Source organism: Vibrio sp. QJM3NY_15 (assembly GCF_057785995.1).
This window is the reverse complement of sequence record NZ_CM173518.1, coordinates 302,817-320,778: the sequence shown is the minus strand read 5'-3', so window position 1 is coordinate 320,778 and position 17,962 is coordinate 302,817. Positions and strand designations below refer to the sequence as shown.

The 17,962-nt window shown below is 41.8% G+C and carries 11 protein-coding genes and 1 pseudogene; 6 read left to right on the top strand and 6 right to left on the bottom strand.

Annotated elements, in window-relative coordinates; genetic code table 11:
• The first annotated feature begins 1 nt into the window (after nucleotide 1).
• The 5 genes and pseudogenes from dptG to AC3CKG_RS17845 all read left to right on the top strand — a co-directional run bounded on the left by dptG (nucleotide 2) and on the right by AC3CKG_RS17845 (nucleotide 9,006).
• The gene (gene dptG / locus AC3CKG_RS17865) at nucleotides 2–1,342 is read left to right on the top strand and encodes a DNA phosphorothioation-dependent restriction protein DptG (RefSeq protein WP_102488388.1); all 1,341 of its coding nucleotides are present in this window, start codon (nucleotides 2–4) and stop codon (nucleotides 1,340–1,342) included.
• Nucleotides 1,323–6,383 carry a DNA phosphorothioation-dependent restriction protein DptH gene (gene dptH / locus AC3CKG_RS17860; protein WP_488529689.1) on the top strand — a complete coding sequence of 1,687 codons (5,061 nt, stop codon included), beginning with the start codon at nucleotides 1,323–1,325 and terminating at the stop codon, nucleotides 6,381–6,383. Before dptG ends, dptH begins: the two co-directional genes overlap by 20 nt.
• A 106-nt stretch (nucleotides 6,384–6,489) precedes the next feature.
• Nucleotides 6,490–6,921 (top strand): annotated as a pseudogene (locus AC3CKG_RS17855) (phosphorothioated DNA-binding restriction endonuclease family protein); the annotation flags it as partial.
• A 238-nt stretch (nucleotides 6,922–7,159) separates the two neighbouring features.
• Nucleotides 7,160–7,771, top strand: a complete 612-nt coding sequence (locus tag AC3CKG_RS17850; RefSeq protein ID WP_280603629.1) for a hypothetical protein — start codon at nucleotides 7,160–7,162, stop codon at nucleotides 7,769–7,771.
• A complete protein-coding gene (locus tag AC3CKG_RS17845) occupies nucleotides 7,768–9,006 on the top strand; it encodes a DGQHR domain-containing protein (protein WP_280603628.1) in 1,239 nt (412 codons plus the stop codon). Before AC3CKG_RS17850 ends, AC3CKG_RS17845 begins: the two co-directional genes overlap by 4 nt.
• A 44-nt stretch (nucleotides 9,007–9,050) precedes the next feature.
• Here AC3CKG_RS17845 and dndE read toward each other — a convergent pair whose 3' ends face one another.
• From dndE to AC3CKG_RS17815, 6 genes are all read right to left on the bottom strand, one after another.
• Nucleotides 9,051–9,398: a DNA sulfur modification protein DndE gene (dndE, locus tag AC3CKG_RS17840; protein WP_280603627.1), complete on the bottom strand. Its 348-nt coding sequence runs from the start codon at nucleotides 9,396–9,398 to the stop codon at nucleotides 9,051–9,053.
• A complete protein-coding gene (gene dndD / locus AC3CKG_RS17835) occupies nucleotides 9,398–11,413 on the bottom strand; it encodes a DNA sulfur modification protein DndD (protein WP_488529688.1) in 2,016 nt (671 codons plus the stop codon). Before dndD ends, dndE begins: the two co-directional genes overlap by 1 nt.
• 8 nt (nucleotides 11,414–11,421) lie before the next feature.
• Entirely contained in the window at nucleotides 11,422–13,056 is a 1,635-nt protein-coding gene (locus AC3CKG_RS17830) for a DNA phosphorothioation system sulfurtransferase DndC (RefSeq protein WP_050712508.1), read from the bottom strand.
• Nucleotides 13,053–14,132: a DNA sulfur modification protein DndB gene (gene dndB / locus AC3CKG_RS17825; RefSeq protein WP_102488382.1), complete on the bottom strand. Its 1,080-nt coding sequence runs from the start codon at nucleotides 14,130–14,132 to the stop codon at nucleotides 13,053–13,055. Before dndB ends, AC3CKG_RS17830 begins: the two co-directional genes overlap by 4 nt.
• 205 nt (nucleotides 14,133–14,337) lie before the next feature.
• Nucleotides 14,338–16,356, bottom strand: coding sequence for a DNA phosphorothioation-associated putative methyltransferase (locus AC3CKG_RS17820; protein WP_488529687.1), 2,019 nt, complete (start codon nucleotides 16,354–16,356; stop codon nucleotides 14,338–14,340).
• Nucleotides 16,357–16,382: 26 nt separating this feature from the next.
• Complete coding sequence (locus tag AC3CKG_RS17815) at nucleotides 16,383–16,910, bottom strand: hypothetical protein (protein WP_488529686.1); 528 nt, start codon at nucleotides 16,908–16,910, stop codon at nucleotides 16,383–16,385.
• 187 nt (nucleotides 16,911–17,097) lie between these two features.
• Between AC3CKG_RS17815 and AC3CKG_RS17810 the strand changes: the two genes are divergently transcribed.
• The gene (locus tag AC3CKG_RS17810) at nucleotides 17,098–17,901 is read left to right on the top strand and encodes a YeeE/YedE thiosulfate transporter family protein (protein ID WP_488529981.1); all 804 of its coding nucleotides are present in this window, start codon (nucleotides 17,098–17,100) and stop codon (nucleotides 17,899–17,901) included.
• Nucleotides 17,902–17,962 lie beyond the last annotated feature (61 nt).

Here is a 17,962-nt window from a genome sequence, read left to right as displayed (position 1 = left end):
AATGACAATGGATAATTACACCCAACCATTTAATCAATCGTTGCCACAAACTGCGGAAGGCGTGCCGAATAAAAACAGCCTAAGCAGCTATTTACCTATTCGAACCAAGGGTAATGACTTTGATTTTGATGCTGTCATCGGCTTGGTTCTACGTGGGCTTCTGCGTAAAAAGGTAGAAGGTTATAGCTACGAACAGTTTGTGGCCGATTGCCAAAGTGCGTTTGAAGAAAAGCTTGGTGAAGAAGAGTTTTGGCAAGTGCTAAAAGAGATGTATTTTGAAAACAAAGACATCTTTACTGTGAGCCCTGAGCTCCTTCTGTTCCGTGCTCAAAAAGGTGAATTTGCAGCAGGTGATTCACGTGTTGCTTCTATGTACACCAATTTACTTCAGAACATGCGTGTAGAAGAGTTTGATGCCAAATTAAACTTTATTGAACGTGAAATGCTTTCTACGCTTCGTGGAAAAATGAAGTCTGACTCGTCATTGCAAGCGAGCGAGAAACCGTATCTACCTTATCTTTCGAAAGCATTCCGTGACGACCTGAAATTCTTGGCAAGTCGCCCTAAGTATCTGCTTAGTGAAATAGAGTCGTTCCTGTCTTTTTATGGTTTCGCATACACTGCGCAGCTGAGTTTAGCACTAACAGATTGGCGCAGTGGTCAAGAGCCAGTGGCTAAGCCTCTCTATTTCATTATGGATCATGAGCGTGCCAGTAATGAGCGTACTCATATTAAGAATCATGGCTATAAGTTGTTTAATGAGTCAGCCACTCGACTGTTCCCTATGCTGACTATGCTTGAGCTAATTCAGCCGGGTGTTGGAGATAAGAGCGCGATAAAAGTACCCCTGTGGGAGATATCGAAGGGTATTCAAGAGTCGAAATCGACGCATTTAAAAGAACAACTAGAAAACTTTGCCAGAGCGTTTAAGTCACAGCGTAATCTCGACACAGCTCTAGATGAATCTGAACTGGCGCTCGACTGGCTCGGTAACATAATGAAGCTCGCATCCGCACAGTTTAGCGTCGGCGAACGTTTCAATATCAACAAGAAGTATGTGTCAGAAGTAGAAAAGTACTTAGCGTCTCACTTCATTCAAAGTCGAGGCCGCAGTGGTCGAGTATTAGTGCTCAACCAAGACTACATCATCTTATTGACCAACCTTGTTGTTGGAGAAAAGGATAAACTCCGTTTCCACGAACTGATCACAGCCTTTGAGCAACGTGGCATTTTCGTTGATAAACAAACAGAACAAGAACTAATTAAATTCTATGAGCGCATTGGTAACGTAGAGCGCATGAGTGATAGTGGAGACGCAGTATATGTCCGTAAAACAATTTGAGACCTTTCTAGTAGAACAGTTTTTAGCGGATGCTGAAACACATATTAAGGCAGGTTTCCGCTATCAGTTTAAGTCGCCAGACAATGAAAATAGCATGCGCTTGTATCAGGCGATGACGGCTCATTCTGAAAATATTATTGATGCAACTAACGATATCAAGTTGCCATTCATTGAACTGTCAGGCTGTAAAATCGTTCCTATGATTCATAGCGAAAACCCAGCAGAGTTTGATGGTTTCACTGAAAACTACATCTCTCATCTGCGTGACGAAGTGGCGAGTCAATCAGGCTACTTAAAAGGTTGCGCACTAGTGGTGATCCACAACAGCTTGCTTGATACCTTGATTAATTCTGCAGAAGACTTGGCTCAAGTGGGACAAGTTTGGAGCGCATCAAAGATCAAAGCGGCAATGAAAGGGTTAATCGATCAGCAAGACAAAGGGCGCGATGTGTCAAACTGCCTGCTTGATGATCAATTTGATGCCATTTTAGAAGATGGCGCAACCATGTTTGGTTTTGAGTCTCTATACAAGGCCGTTGAAGACGGTGACTTGCGCTTCAATGAGTTGGGCATGTTTGAAGATCCGCTTGTAGCTGAAATGAGTGGTAACCCTAAGCAAATCAAAAAGCGTCTAGAAGACAACCGCGCGTTATACGAAGAGCTCACTTTCGAAGTTGAACACTTTGGCGGGCAGCTTCAAGATCGCTTAAAGTCATTCGGCGAGAAGTTTGTTAAAGAGAACTTCTCAGAAACGGATGCATGGAAAGACGTTGAGTTTGAAGCATTCCTACAAGAGAAAAAGCGCAATGCTCAGCAGCAGCTTGTTCTTGAAGAGGAGCAAGCTAGTGACGGTATGACCATCACGGCTCGTAACCGTGCTGAGACCAAAGCTGGCATGCGTGATCGCCACTTAATCATCGAATTAGATGAAGATGTAAATGAGTTTGAACTGAAGCTGATCTTCCAAGGTGCGAGCAATCTTGATAAAAGCCAATTCAAAATCCAGCCAGCAAAAGCGTTCAATAATGAAGAAGTGATTACCACACTGAATGGTCTAAAAACGACACGAGCTAGCTTGAAAGGTACGTACAAGCATGAGCCACTGTTTTTTAACTTGGCTCTAAAGCGTGAAAACAAATCTGAAGTTTATAACTTCCGTTGTTTAGTGGTTCGTAAAGGCGAGTTCTATATTGAACCGTTCAAGAACATCTTCTTGGTAGAACCTGCACCAGCGAAGCAGCGCTTAACCTTGAACATGGAAGAGAACAAACTGCAAATCAGAGCTAACGAAGGCAGCGCATGTTCACTACTTGATGCTAAACAGATTGTCGATGCAGCAGATTACGCCGTCGTGGATTTTGAAGCGTTAGCCAATGAAGCTGATGAAATAGATTTTGCCGTTAAATCAGGTGATAACCAGCTTAAGTTTAATGTTGAAGGTGCGGTAGCGACTGATTCATTGAGTTTGCCTTTACTGCTTAATAGAGGCCGTTATCACAAGCTTTTCAAAGATGAATATAACGGCGAGTTTTATTCTCAAAAAGGCAAAGTAGGCATCGATAACAGTGAGTTCGTTGTTCCGGGTGTTCGTTTAAAGCTACTGCGTTGGGAAGAAGAGTTCATTAACAACAAAGTAGTGTCTATTGCTGATTCAGGGGCGATCAAGCTCGATGACCTACAAGTGATTGATGATGCTATTCATGGATCTTACGTTGAGCTTTTTGATTACCTAGAACAACGCCGTAGTACGCCATCATTGGCATCTTGGGGCGATGAGTTTACAACACTTGTCCAAAACACAGTTGATGCTTGCTTAGCGTATTTTGCAGCGATCCCAACGGGTAGCATGCTGACCAAAGAGCAAAAATCAGCGTTGAAAATCGGTTTGGTACAATCTGAAGGTGAAGAGTACTACTCACCCTTCCACCCGCTGATTTTGGCTTATTACCTCAACCTAAGAAATTCGATTCGTAATGACAAGAGCTTTACTCAGCTTCCTGATGTTACGTTTGAACGCTTGTCGCCAAAAGGTTTATTGCCATACGTTTACCATCCAAAACATGAGTTCTCTTATAACCAACAGGTCAAAGAGAACGCGTTCTGGATCAAGAGTGTACCTCAAGAGAAAAGCTCTCTTACGTTCGTTCGCAAGTTAGTAAAAGAGAAAATCGATGAGTTCCAAACGGCATTCAGCCAACTGTTCACAGGCTCTGAGAGGAGCATTATCGTTAATGCGGTGAACCAAGACAGCGCTGAAGAGTTATTTATGGGGCTGGTGGATTATGTCCGCAGTAACCAAGATCAGGCTGCGTCGATTCATATCAATCTGTATGATGACAAGTTAGCGTTTAATGCGTTTGACCGATTCGCAGAAACGGCGAACTACGATGAGCTGAAAGAGTGGCTAGAGCTAAACAAAGGTAAAGTGCGTGAGGTTGCCGATACTATTATCGATATTCTTCGCACGCGTCTAACTTACAGTAAGTTCACTAATGCCCAAGTTGAAAAAGATGGTCAGTCTTATGCGCATCTTTCCTTTTTCCGTAATAACGACAAAGTCGATTGCTCAGACATTGCGATTGAAGATATGGCATCAGGCATAGCTTGTGACGGCCTACTAACGGGTGATGCTTCTGAAAGTAAATCTGGCTCATACTTTACGGGTTTTGGCTTGAAGGGAACGGATTTCCAAGACTACCCACATTTGATGATGGCTAAATACGTCGGTGCTTTGTTAAAACCTGCGCTCAAGCCGAATACTCAATATCACGGTGCAAACGCGGTTGCTTTAGCAGTCAGTGAAGACTTTAAAGGTTTACTAGAACGTTCGTACGAGAGTTCTATCTGGACGACCATTATTGATCCTAAGGTTACGTTGGACTTCTTCCACAGTAATGAAGACGTAGTATTGATTCACTATTCAGATCAGTACACCAGCTCATCAAGCTACGATGCAATCACGGTTACTGCGCAGCGCGGTTTGTTTGAAAAGGTTATTAAGCAAGGTGATGGTGGCCAAATCAATGAATTCAACGCGTTCAACGGTGATTGGCTGTTGAAAATGATGACCTGCGCGCCGACCATCAATAAAGAACGTAAAGGCGTGATTGGTGCCTACAAATTTGTGACTAGCCTAGTGCATGATTCAGACATTACATGGGTTCCCCTGTCTGTCGCCGAGATGATTCGAGTATCGGGTAATATTGGCCTGAAGATGTCTGACAGCGAGTTTTCTCGTAATGTCCAAGGTTACAAAAAAGGCGAAATTTCTGACGATGTATTGCTGGTTGGTTTCAAAGACCAAGACATGTATTTATTACCTGTTGAAGTGAAAACGGGCTCGGTGCCGAATTACAATAAAGCCGTTAAACAATCGAAAGAGCTATTGCGTTACTTAAGCCAAGACTTACTAGGCAACAAAGACTTGGCGAGCAAGTTATACCGTGGTTTGTTCATGCGCCAAGTTTTGATGCAAGTTGATAAATATCGCTTATACAAGGTGTTCGCTGATGATTACTTCGATAGCTTACTTGCTAACAAAGAAGAGTGGCTAAGAGGTGACTATTCACTTGGTCAAATCGCAGACTACCCAGAAGGCTTTGTGGTTAGCCACCTTGAAGGGGCTGGCTGTTTACAACCCGACTACCAAATGATGGAAGGGGTGTTAAAAGTCGATCTACCAATGGGGTTGCTTCCTGGCTTGGTGGAAACTCCGCTGCAAGAAGTGTTGAACGAATTAGATGTAGTGAAACTTTGCCATGTACCAAGTGAGTATGTGCTGAATGGTGAAACTCGATTAGAAAAACTCCCTGAAGCTGAATCACAGCCAACAGTGGTGGTATCTGATGAGGTTGAAACTACAGAATTAGTGCAGCCTGAACAGCCTGTCGTTGAGCCTCTGAAGGTCGAGTCTAACAGCAACCTAAACGTGCTATTTGGCCACAATGCTCTAACACAAGCACCACTGAACTGGGAGCCAACGAATACCGCCAAATTCATGAATACCAATACCGGTATTATTGGAACCATGGGTACAGGAAAAACTCAGTTTACCAAGTCGGTGATCACTCAGCTTTACCGCAATCAAGTAGACAACGTAAACGGCGCACCTATTGGCATGCTTATTTTTGACTACAAATCCGATTATGTAGACGATAAGTTCCAACAAGCGACTGCGGGTAAGAAGTTTAACCTTCATAAACTGCCGTACAACCCACTGAGCTTGTTTGGTGATACGCCAATGTTGCCAGTGCATACCGCACGTGGTTTCTCTGAAACCATGGGTAAAGCGTTTGGCTTAGGGCAAAAACAACAACTGCGTTTGCGTAAGCTTGTGGGTGAAGCGTATGAGTTAGCAGGTATTCGCAAAGCGGACCCAAGTACTTGGTCAAAAGCAGCGCCGACAATCTCACAGGTGTGGGACTTGTTCATTGAAACAGAGCCAGATGAAGATTCACTATATGCGGCACTTGAAAGCTTATATGAACTAGAGATCTTTGAAGACGACAACACTAAGTGCATGAGCCTTTATGACTTGGTTGATGGCATCACGGTGGTTGAACTGGCGGGTTACCCATCAGAGATCCAAAACCTTGTTGTGGCACTGACGTTAGATCTTTTCTACTCGCAGATGCAGAAGAAAGGTAAGCCAGAAGTCCAAGGCGACTTCCGCCAAATTACTAAGATGATTTTGGTAGATGAAGCCGATAACTTCATGTCTCAGAACTTCCCAAGTTTACGTAAGATCTTGAAGGAAGGCCGTGAATACGGCGTGGGTGTGATTCTTTCTACACAAGACATTACCCATTTCCAAACTGGTGAGAATGACTACTCAAGCTATGTACTTACTTGGGTAATTCATCGCGTAGCGAAGATTCGCCCACAAGAGCTGAAAGCCATGTTTGGTGTCAACGAAAAAGCAGAACAAGAAAAGCTAATGGAAACCATCAATAAGCTAGAGAAGCACTACAGCTTATACATTGATGGGGCAAAGAAGATACTCCCAATGAGAGACAAGGCATTCTGGGAACTTTTACAATAAACATATGATTTTAAACGCCCTTTAAGGGCGTTTTTTTGATCTCATCAATACTAATATATGATTCAGTATGTATAATCGTGTTGGGCTATTATTGTGGAAGCTATTGATGGATCTACTCGACAAAATTCAAATGATTTCTCGATGGCGACGTGGAGATCAACGCGCTCCACATAAACCCTAATGTTGCTATATGCTTTATCTCAATATAAACAAGGTCATGAGCGCTTGTTCCATTTTGGCGGTTAGCCAATGAGAAATATCCATTTTGGGAATTAAAGAATAGTGAAGAGTGTATTCCCCGTAAGAGTAATACAGACCCGAAAAAAATCAGAGCTTAATTTCTAATCCCACATTGACAGAAAAGATAGCTTCTAAGTTAAGCCAAGACAACTTCCCTGGTACATTACAAGAAGAGTTGTTTGTTCGTTTTGGCTTTGAAGTGGATACGTCGACTAAGCTACGAGATCCCAGTTTCCGTAAGAATGTTCTACGTGCTTACAACTATCGATGTGCTGTATGTGGTTTTGATTTGGGGCTATGAAAGCAAGAAGATTGCGTTACCAAGAGACCCTCTTTTATATCCAGCTGAGTTGTTTCTTGAATGGCACTTTAGAGAGGTCTGTAAGAGTTTATAGAATGATTTGTTACTCCATTGGTAGAGTAGTTGTGTCAATAGTGCTCTTGTTGATAAAGGAAAGAAAAGCTTGGTTATAGTTGTCTATTTTTGCTGGTTAATTTATGAGAACAGAAGATTTGTTAAAACATGGAACGAGTATATGTCAATGAAGAGTGACCACTACAATGTACTTATTGAGTACCTATCCAAGAGCGTAAAACCTGCTTTATTTAATATAAAAGTGGTCTCTTATCTATTTGTTTCAGTGTTGCTTATTGGTGGTGCAGGTGTTTGGATGCCTTGGGTTAGGTCAACTGGCTTTAGTGCATGGTTACCCGGCAGTACTGTTTTTACTTATGTCTTTGCTTTACTGGGAACAATGATGTGCAATAGGTTGTACTTCTATACGTCTCAATTAAGGGAAGTAAAACAGATGATTAGCGAAAAGCGCGCGCCAGAAGATATTGATAATATTTTCGTAGAATTTGAAAAGCATTCTGTATTATCAGCATGGGGAATAATGGTCGGTGCCACTATTCTACTTCTTGTTTCGTTTTCTTATTCTTACTTTTATAATGAAGATTCTTGGATTGGTTGGCTAGGTTTCTTAATGGCACTATGTCTTTATTTTGTAAGTTCAGTATCAGATGTGCAAGATAAAACTAAGATTGAAGACGTAAAAGATAAACAGGAAGCTGAACCGATCATCCCTAATGATAATGACCAAGGTGCTGAACTAGATGCAAACTTTTTCCAAACAGGTGAATCATGAATAGAAATCGCATTAATAGCTTTAAGCCGGTTCCATCAATTAAAGTTACACAAGGCTTTGGTGAGTTCTATGTTTGTGCTATCAAGGCTAAAGATTTGCTTAATATTTGTCAGCCTGTACGTGCTGAAGTTCTCGATGGTGAAATAGAAAATGATCCATTAGATATTGGTTTAAATAAGCCATTAGGTCATCAGAGAACAATAGGTAATAAAAGGCCAGAACAAATTGCTCAGTATATAAAAACTGGTGTTGCAGCATTTCCAAACTCTATTATTATTGGTGCTAATATATCTGAGGAAGGCTACTTGCTTGAAGGCGACGATCAGCAGTGGACTTTCGAAGACGGCCATTTGAAAATTAAGGATAATTCTCTGGTAGCCGCTATAATTGATGGGCAGCATAGACTTGAGGGGTATAAGCTTATTCAAGAAGAAGGCGGAGCCTCATTAGAAGATGAACTGGTGTGTTCTGTTTATTTAAATTTACCTATAACATATCACGCGCAATTATTTTCTACTATTAACTCGACGCAGAGAAAGGTTCCTAAAAATCTTATATATCAATTATATCAAATAGATATGGATGAAAGTAAACCTAAATACTGGAGCCCAGAAGTACTCTCTGTGTATTTGTCTAGAGCTTTTGGTTTGGATAAAAATTCGCCACTTCATGGAAGAGTAGTGTTAGCTATAGACAAAGACGACACTACTATTCCAGCTTCACGTGATTGGAGTGTTTCCTTATCTTCTTTAGTCGAGGGGATACTAAAACTAATATCTAAGAAACCAATTAATGATAGAGATGTTTTTTATTCGAAGAAAATGGAAGTGAAACAAAGGACGGATCTGAGTGAGGATGGGTCTGCTTGGCGAAATTTATATTTAACCAACAAGGATAGAGAGGTTTACCAAAATCTTACGAATTTTATGAAGTGCCTTTTTAATAGATTACCTGCTGATTCTGCCTTTCACTCTAGTATTGGTATCACCGCAGCTTTAGATGCTCTCAGGGTATTACTAGAGTCTGGGGAAGCGTTCGAAGGTATCGAAATAAATATGAATGATTCTCTCAAATTAGTTAACTTTAATTCTTTGCCAAATGAAAAGGTAACAAAATCTAAGAGTACTTTGAGAAATGTTTTATTGTTAGCGTTTGAAAGAAATCATAACTACAAATCTAATATTAAATATAATTTCGATGGTTTACACGATAAATATAAGAAGCATTTTTTATAGAATGATTGATTAGAGCGTCCGCCTGCCACTGCAGGCGGATCTAATTAAATATTATTTGATAACTTTGTTAAGCTCGAATGGTTTCGAATTGAAGCAATCCCATCTTCAACGTGTGCTGCCCAAGCTTGTTGGTACTCTTTAATATCAAGTGCTGGGTAGTACATCTTCAGCATTAGCTCAGTCACATCACTAGTTTCACCAAGCCAAGTGTACTTATCTAGTACAAGTGAACCATCTAACTTCGCTTCTTGACCTTGGTATCGAAAGTCACTTTCAATAGAGCGGAAGAAAGCGATACGAGCCGATACGTTTGGAGTGATACCTGTGTACCCCTTCAGCTTTTTAAGCTGCTCTTCAGTCGAGCGGGTTAAGTTCATACGGTTAGGTAGCATTACACAGCCTCCTTAATCGATTCTTTCCAGAAGTAACCTTCCTTCAACGTTGAAGACTTAGTTGTACCGTCAAAACAGATTTCGTAAGTACGAGCCAAATCATCTTGAAGTCTACCCATAAAATATTTTTTATCGATTTCTGTATCAGTAGACAATATGACTACTTGGTGACTTGCGAAAGGAAAGTAACTTTCTACCAGCTTGTCACGATGGTGCGAATCTAATCGACCAAGTGGAGTATCAATGATAATTGGTAGCTTACGACCAGATGTACGACCAAGTGCTTCTAGAATTGATATAGCGTAGATCTGCTTTTCACCAGCAGACATTGCTTTGCGGTTTATCTTAATACCGTGTTCATCAATTAACTCTACATCAAATGACGTAGAGTTAATTGAAGCTGTTAGTTGTAAATCCTCTTTACGAGCTAGCTTTTTGTATGATTGTACGAACTCATTTTCTAACTGATTTACACGCGCTTTGGTTAACTGTTCACCAAATTTCTCTAGCAATAAGATAGAGTTTTGGGCGTTGCTAACGCTTTGATCTTTGTTGGACTGATCTTTGTGCTTATCGTGTAGCTTTTGAATTTGACGAGCTGTTTCCAGTGCTAATCGAAGTTCTCGTTTCGCCTTTTCTAGTAACTTATGATATTCGATTATCAGTGTTTCTTTCTTCTTATCTAAAGCACGAACATCTGCAAATAGCTCCTGTACTTGCTCCTGCTCAGGGGCTCGCGCGATATTATTTGAAGCGTTGTCGATCTCTTCTTCGACTTTTTGGAGGCGTACTCGTGCTTTGTCAAAGCGAGAGAAAGAATCTTGCGATAGGTTGGATAACTGGTAATCGATAGTGTTCGCTTGGCGATCAGAGATATCCAAAAGAAGTTCGGTTGAATCGAATTCACCGACGTGTGCTTTAAAACTGTCTGCGATTGCGGTTTGCGCCATCTCGGTATCAAAGCTTGGATATTTTGAGCATAGTGTTTCTAAGAATGAATCTAGCTCATTACCAAAGTTCTGCTTCTTCTTAACTTGTTGCTCTTGTTTGATCTGAGTTTGAAGCCTTTGCATTGCTTTCGGAGCAAGTGAAAATGAAAGGCTGGTTTCCATTTCCATACGAATCTGCTTCTCAAGCTCCACTTTCTCTTTCAGCAAGCTTTCAGCTTTTTGTTGTTCATCTTCTCTGGTTTTTGCCCAAGCACCGCCGTTTTGCGCAAGTTTGTTTTCTAAAACTTGGATATCAGAATTAATGCTAACAATCTGTTTGTAGACTTCATGGTCAGCTTCAAAGCGGAGTTTTTCTGATTCTCTTTCATGTTTAATTCGAGTGTTCTCGAGGTTATCCATTTCTTCTTTCAGGGATTGATTTAAAGCTGCAGCCCCTTGCTTTTTTAGGAAGATGTTTAGGTCGCTCTTAAGCTTAGCTATGACATCTAACCCTAGTAGTCGGCGAACCGCGGTTTTTAAAACTGTTCCAGATTCGTCTTCAGCTAGCTCTGCGATTTTCTCACCGTCAAAGAAGAATAAGTCAGCGATGCCTGTTGGAATCAGTTCATTAAGAAAACCTTGGCACTGTTCGTAATTGAGCTCTGGAATTTGGATACCATCTTTCTCAAGGCAAAGGTTGTCTTTCTTGCCTCGTTTCCAGCCGCGAATTACTTTATAGGTGTTTTCTTCGCCGTTCTGGCTGTATTTAAACTCAAGCTCGATCGATGCATTATCTTGAACACCACCATGGCCGACACCTTTGTGAATCAGTTCCGATAAAGCGTCAACGTAGTCACCATTTGAAAGTAATTGACTAAATGATTGACGCCCGAAAAGCGCTAAGCGAACGGCTGTCAGTATTGATGTTTTACCGGCACCATTTAAGCCGCCAAATAAAATAATAGGTCGTTCGGTCCCTTCGATAGGGCCACTTTTACTTAAACGAGCTGGAGCAGGGCGCAAGTCAATTTCATGCACACCGCGAAACACGCGAAAGTTGTTTAAAGTTAGTTTTGTAATCAACATTTCAGTATTTAAAACTCTTTTTGAAGCTGTTTATCTAGGTCAGCAAGCTGTTCGTTATAGCGCTCAATTTCTTGTTGGTGAATATCAAACTCGGCTTTGCTTTGCAGTGAAGCATGCTTTTGTTTGATCTCTTCCAAGCTTCCCCAGTCTCGTTTCAATAGCGATGCGATTTTGTTCGAGATACCACTACGACGGCTTAAACCTTCCATAGAGACCTCTAGCTCGATGAGCTTCATGATCATTTCAGGTTCGACATCGAAATTATTGCAAAGCTCATGGATTAGCTGTGCGTCATCTTTACCAAAACTTGCGTTATCGTCATACACCCAATCAAGGTCGTAGCCATAAACATCTTTAAAAATAGTTGGTAGAGAATCATCCCAATCTGGCTCGTTTGGATCATGGATCCACTCTTGGCGAATAGCATGCAGCTCTGGCACTGTGATTAACTCAATCTCTCGGCCTTCAGCTTTAAATTTATTATCTAGCTCTAGTAATTCACGAAGCCATTGGCGGCGGTATTTAAGCCAGTAAGGGCCCGGGACGTGTTTACGCTCGCTAGCAATATCTTCGCCTTCTTTCGCGTATTGGTAGCTCACGCGACCTGTACGACGTTTATGGTTTCTGAATTCTGCTTTGTTAGCTGGGTCTGTCGTCATTGCTAACTTATTACGGAACTCAAGAAGAGGTGCCATCCACTCTTCACCGTTTTGGATAAGGCTTTCCATCGCACGGTCTTTGGTTACTACGGTACATGTCCAGCAACCAAAACGAGAATTACCACAAGAGGGGGTAGTTTCGTCAATCACCATTGGGCATTCACCTTGGCCTGAAGAGTCTTTATATAGATTCCAAAGTACTAGGTTTTTACCGCCCCAAGGGTTTTCCCATTCTAGGTCATAGTCATCTTTCCAGATGTTTCTAATACCTAGTGGCGTTTCTTTTGTCTCTAGGTGACATAAACGCAAGATCTTCCAAACATCATCAACAGCCCATGTATCAATAGGGGTGTAAATGAATGCATTGGCTAGCGTTGTATGGCGAGCTAGACGAGAGCCATCAATTTTGTGTTTAGCGATAACCTGAGCACGCGAGGCACTTTCTTGGCTACGTGAGCCCAATACAACAATCACCTCATCAAATTGAGATACCTTGCTTTTGATGAAGTCACTAACCGGATCGATCTTCATTCGCTCTGTACACCAGCGAAATGAACGTGTCGGTGCTGGGTAGCCTTTACCAAGAAGACTTGACCAGAACGTTTGGTCTGACTCTGGTACAACTTTGTGACAGCTGATTGGCAAGTCGTCGCGCTTGGCGCCTTTTTGTATCGCAGCTAAGGAGTCTTTAATGTGGTTAACAACAACAGGTGTCTCGACCAGTGTGTCTGATGAAACGACAAATACGGGTTTGTGGCGTTGTTCTTTTTCTAAGCCAAGTAGTGCCATATAGATTAAAGACATGATAGCGGAGGAGTCTTTACCACCACTGTAGCCAATCACCCATGGGCGGTTGTCTGCACAATAGACGCGTTGAACGTCAGCAACATAGTAGCTGAGTTTGTTATTTGCGAACTCTTCAGCGTTGATGAATTCTTGGTATTCTTCGGCGAGATCTTCTGCCAATTTTAGCTCGTGTATCATGATAACTGCTTCTCTAGAGCTTTTTCTTCTGGGGTTAGTGGTAACCCAAGTTCAATTTTAAGTGCGTTTGCTGTGAGCTGAATATTGATATTCGATTTACTCAACTTGCCGTGGTTCATGCTGCGCTTTATCCATTCAGGGTTGGTTTTCAACCAATTAACCTTCCCTAGTAACTGAAGCTTTTCTTTCCATTGTTTTGGTTCTTGGCACAACAGGTGTTTACCCAAGACGCCAATCGCATGCAGCCCGACACCATGTGCGTGAATGTATTCTTGTCGAAGCTGTGCAGGGGATATCTGTTTGTCGATCACCATTTGCCAATCTTTAATATGGCGAGTGACCTCTTCCCAAAACTCAGACGCTAACTGCTTCTCTTCTTCAGTGAAACCATCTTTTGGCCCTTTACTTAAAAGTGCTCGTGTTGATTGTTTAATGCTGCTTAAAGTAAATAGCTTATTCGACTTTGGACTGATGTTGGATTTTTCCATTTCAGTCATTCCAATGAATGGTTTCACTTTAGCTGCTAATTCACGCGCTAATTCAGAGCTTTCGTCTCGGTGATCGTAGAGAGTGCCAAGAGATGGACTAGGTTTTACTGCGTACTTGTTTAAGTCAGCAAACATTTGTTGGCTTCTCCCTAAACCTTCATCGATGAAGAACAATACTGGAATGTTGTCTTGCCCAAGGTCTGGATTTTCTCTTAGTGCTTCTTCTATCGCTTTACGACGGTGTTGGCCATCGTTAATTAGAATCTGCGCATCCATCGGGATTTGAAGCGTACCTAAATTAGGCGCACCTTCATGATCGTGGAAAGATATATCAACTCCAACCGATGCTGTTAATGCTGAGAATACGTACTCTTTAGGGTTGTCGAGTAGGTATTTGACCATTTCAGGTATACGAGTCTTGTTTAATGTTCTTTGAGCTCTAAGCTCTGGTGGAACATCATCTTCGTTATAACTGAAAATCTTAGGGATGATTCGAAGAGGACATGTCGCAATGTAAAATGGACGTCCTGCTTGAATACCTCTGACAGCTGGAAATGAATAGCAATAGCCTGAATCTTGATTTTGCATAGTGAACTCTAAGTTATGTTATTTGTCTATGACATAAACCATAGTTGGTATGTCATATTTTGACAAACTAAGCTTTTAGTTTGTTATGCTTTAGTCTAATCTATGTGAATTATCACATAGGTATGCCAAAATAGGCTGAATATTTTACAGGTATGTAGGCCAGATATCTATGGTAACCATAGGTTTTTATAGTACTAAAAAAGCGTTATTTTGAACTTAGCGTAAACCCTTTGATCTCTTTATGTTCCTTCTCTAATAGAACCTCAAATTCTGTTCTGATCATCTGTGTTTCTTCACTTGCTTCAAACTCCATAAGCTTTGCTAATCGTTTATCAAAGCTCTGTTGTTTCTTGTAGTTCTCGTGCTCGGTTGGCATGTAAAGGTGCTTATTAAGCAGTGGTGGCCTGCGATCTTCATTAACGTAATCGAAGAAGTCGACGTCTTGTTCTGCCATCTTGATTTTTATGCGCTCTACTAAGAAAGGCACCGATTTTTCAAAGTCATCATAGGCGGTGACGGTGAGTTTTCCTGATGTGATATGAATTTTAATTAGGTCTATTTCTTCATCCAGTTCGCCGTACATTTGTAACCCAGCACCCACGTATACTCGTAGCAGTAGCGGTAAATCATCGATAAAGTCTCGATGTAGAATCAATGAATGCCCTTTATTAAGAAGGCTTGCTGGTAACAGGCAATGTGCTTTCTCGCATTGCTGATGAATTAAGTCGGTGTCTGCAATTGCGAACAGTAATTCCGCAGCCAGGTTGATTGCGGTTTTGTAATCATCAAACAAGACTTTGATGTCGCGCTTTAGGGGCTCTGGTTGCTGCGTATAGGGTTTTCTTTTCTCAAACAGTCCCATAGCAAAGTAGAGGAGAAGATCTTCTTTTCGGCTTTTTTCTGCTTGTTCAAACTCTTGGGTATCAAACATCTCTTGCAGTAAGTTAAAGATTTTTCTGTGTGAGCCAACCAGCTCTCTTATTTTGTCTGATTGTTCAAATTCATCGTTGGCAGGAATGCGGCCGAGTTCTAAGCAGGTGTTCCAAAAGTCATTAAACAAGTCTTGATGCCGAGTGATAAGCAGTTTGGCTTTGTCTTTGGCTTCAATAGGTTCTGGTGAAGTCAGTTGTTTCCATTTATGGTGTCGTTTGTATTTACTTTGAAGGTATTGCTGCTCTTCGAGTTTGTCTTTGAAAATATAGAAAATACCGGGTGCGACGGTAATGGCGTCTTCTTGTAGGCTTCTCTCTATGTACGCTTTGATTTCTGATTGCGCATAGTATTTTTGGAAGGTGTTACGAGAGGTAATCACCCCATCTTTATAAGGTTTGAACTGAGCAATGTAGTTTTCGTTGGCCAGCATGACAGAAACCACCAGAAATTTATCTGCTAGCTCCCATGCGCCTAGTAGGGCATCGAGTCTTTCATCTTGATCTTCTATTACGTTAAGAACAAACCCTATGTTTACGATATCAGAATTGGATTTGTCGTTGTCGGGTTGAAAGTTCGGATCCCAACCCAGAGCGTCGAGGCCATGTGCTTCGAGCTCTCTTAAATCGTCTCCGCGGCCGCAGCCGTAATCGAAAATTGAGTGCTCGCCTTTTAAGTAACCATGTTTAACGAGAGTCTTCATTGGTGCGGAGAGTTCATGACGCACGATGGCTGTTCTGTGCCTATCAATCCCAGCCTCTTCTTGCGTTGTCACAGAGGAGCATCGGAATAGTCGACCATCGACAAGCTCGTAACCATGGCGTGCTATTAGGTTTTCCCAAGAACGTTTAAAACCAATCAAACGGCTGTTTTCGTATAGTCCTGCATTCTCGCCTTCTTGTGTGAGTGAAATGAAGTGCTCGTAATATTCACTCGTTGGCAAAACCATGGCTTCTTTTCGATGTAAGATCGGCGGGTTTTCAGATTCGCGATAGCCTGTAATTTTGTGGCTTAGTTTAGAGAGGTCGACATTGAGGCTTTGTTCTAATGCGGGATAGGAATCAGTATAAAAATCAGGGTAATGAAGAAGAGATAAACGGAACTCTTTTTTAAACAGCTTAACGAGGTTCCACTCTTCTTCATCTAAGTTAACGGCTTTTGCTACGGCAGGAATGAACTGTGTTAATACTTTAGGCAATGCGCTGAATGCGTCTTTATGAAGATAAATGGCATCGGGAAGTTGTTTTCCAACTTTTATTTGAGAGGTCAGTTCAGCAAATAGCTCTTCGTTCATTCCTATTCCTTAGGTGTTTTTGAAGATTATAAATCATCAAACAATGCCTGTGTGGCGCTACCTTTTGCACTTTTTGTGTTTACGCGAAGCCCGTCACTTCGGCATTGTCGGATAAGGGCGTATTTTGAATTATCAGCCCCAACGCTAATATGCAGAGGTTTATCTTTGCCATAAAAATAGAGGCGGTCGAACTCTAAATGCGTGCAGATAAATCGAGCGACCTCATTCATACGTTGCTCATACCCTTCAACATAAATATCACACGCAGCCCCACTGCGCTTACAGATACGACTATCCCGGGTGTTGAGTTCCATAGAGGCATGTTGGTCAATATCGGGCGCCATATCTCCAGGGCTATTTTTCAATATCCACCTTAAAAGAGGATGGCTTGTATAACCATAGGTCACTGTTACCTCCCCTAGTGAGTGTTCGATAGGCTGTAAAATTTGAACCGTTAAACACTGAAGCTCAGTGGCAGAAAGTTTATTAACCTTGTTGTCTCCTAAGTAATTAGGGTGTCGAGACTTATGCCAATCAATAAGCTTGTGGTGCATATTCTGTCCTTAGGGTTCTAGGTTGCTACTATATTTAACGAACGACAGCAGTAAAATCAATGCAATTCGGGGGCTATGTATGTTGTTTATTCTCGCTTTACTCTGCATCTTCTTGTTGGGGTATCTTGCACAAACTACGGGCCTTTGTATGGTGAGAGGAGTGAAGGAGGCAATAAACGGATCACCGATGTTCATCGTTGCGATTGTGTTTAGTGGTTCGCTGGCTTGGGTTTCTATGGCTCTAGGCTCTGTCGTAGAAGGGCGGCTTTTATCCACCGCTTTTTGGCCGAGTCTGTTTTCTCTGTTTGGTGGTTTTCTGTTTGGTATTGGAGCGGCAATTAATAGTGGTTGCGGGGTATCGACGGTTAGCCGTTTAGCTCGTGGTGAAGTTGTGATGCTGGCGACGATATTAGGGTGGTTCGTTGCTTGGTTGTTATTTGCTCCCGTTTTACCTAACGAGTTAAAGGGAGATAAGTTGGTATTGTCTGATTTTTCTCGCTATGCATTCCTTGGGAGCATTTCGTTCATTATTGTGGTGAGTTGCTATTTCATGAATGCGGTAAATCGTAAGTTATGGTTATCAATGCTGGGAATTGGCTTAACGGCAGGTTTTGTATTCCTTTATGAACAACACTGGACGCCAAGTGGTTTATTGAAATCTATGGGTACTTCACTCTGGCATGGAAGAGCTGAAGATTGGCCAAGCAGCGAGCGTTTTATCTTAATGATTTCTCTGATAGTTGGAATGGTTAGCGCCGCGTTATTTACTGGGTCGTTTTCACTGAGGTTAAGCTCTATACGTCGATTGGGTAAACATTTGGTTGCTGGTGTGCTTATGGGGCTTGGCGCTGTGATGGCTGGTGGAGGGAACGATACTCAGCTGTTAGTGGCGATGCCAGTACTTTCTCTGGCGGGCGTTTTTTCTGTGTTGAGTATCATTGTGGGTATTTATCTTGGGACTCTTGTCTTACAGAGTCGGGATACAAAATGAAACTACTCCCAGTTTATCGATCTTTGATAGTTAATGTCGTATACAGTTATTATTGAAGTAG

What these genes read in the sequence shown, in the direction of transcription:
- AC3CKG_RS17845 (WP_280603628.1), top strand. Translation starts at nt 7,768, where the DNA reads ATGAATAGAAATCGCATTAATAGCTTTAAGCCGGTTCCATCAATTAAA.
- AC3CKG_RS17815 (WP_488529686.1), bottom strand. Translation starts at nt 16,910, where the DNA reads ATGCACCACAAGCTTATTGATTGGCATAAGTCTCGACACCCTAATTAC.
- AC3CKG_RS17820 (WP_488529687.1), bottom strand. Translation starts at nt 16,356, where the DNA reads ATGAACGAAGAGCTATTTGCTGAACTGACCTCTCAAATAAAAGTTGGA.
- AC3CKG_RS17850 (WP_280603629.1), top strand. Translation starts at nt 7,160, where the DNA reads ATGTCAATGAAGAGTGACCACTACAATGTACTTATTGAGTACCTATCC.
- dptG (WP_102488388.1), top strand. Translation starts at nt 2, where the DNA reads ATGACAATGGATAATTACACCCAACCATTTAATCAATCGTTGCCACAA.
- dndD (WP_488529688.1), bottom strand. Translation starts at nt 11,413, where the DNA reads ATGTTGATTACAAAACTAACTTTAAACAACTTTCGCGTGTTTCGCGGT.
- dndB (WP_102488382.1), bottom strand. Translation starts at nt 14,132, where the DNA reads ATGCAAAATCAAGATTCAGGCTATTGCTATTCATTTCCAGCTGTCAGA.
- dptH (WP_488529689.1), top strand. Translation starts at nt 1,323, where the DNA reads ATGTCCGTAAAACAATTTGAGACCTTTCTAGTAGAACAGTTTTTAGCG.
- dndE (WP_280603627.1), bottom strand. Translation starts at nt 9,398, where the DNA reads ATGCTACCTAACCGTATGAACTTAACCCGCTCGACTGAAGAGCAGCTT.
- AC3CKG_RS17830 (WP_050712508.1), bottom strand. Translation starts at nt 13,056, where the DNA reads ATGATACACGAGCTAAAATTGGCAGAAGATCTCGCCGAAGAATACCAA.
- AC3CKG_RS17810 (WP_488529981.1), top strand. Translation starts at nt 17,098, where the DNA reads ATGTTCATCGTTGCGATTGTGTTTAGTGGTTCGCTGGCTTGGGTTTCT.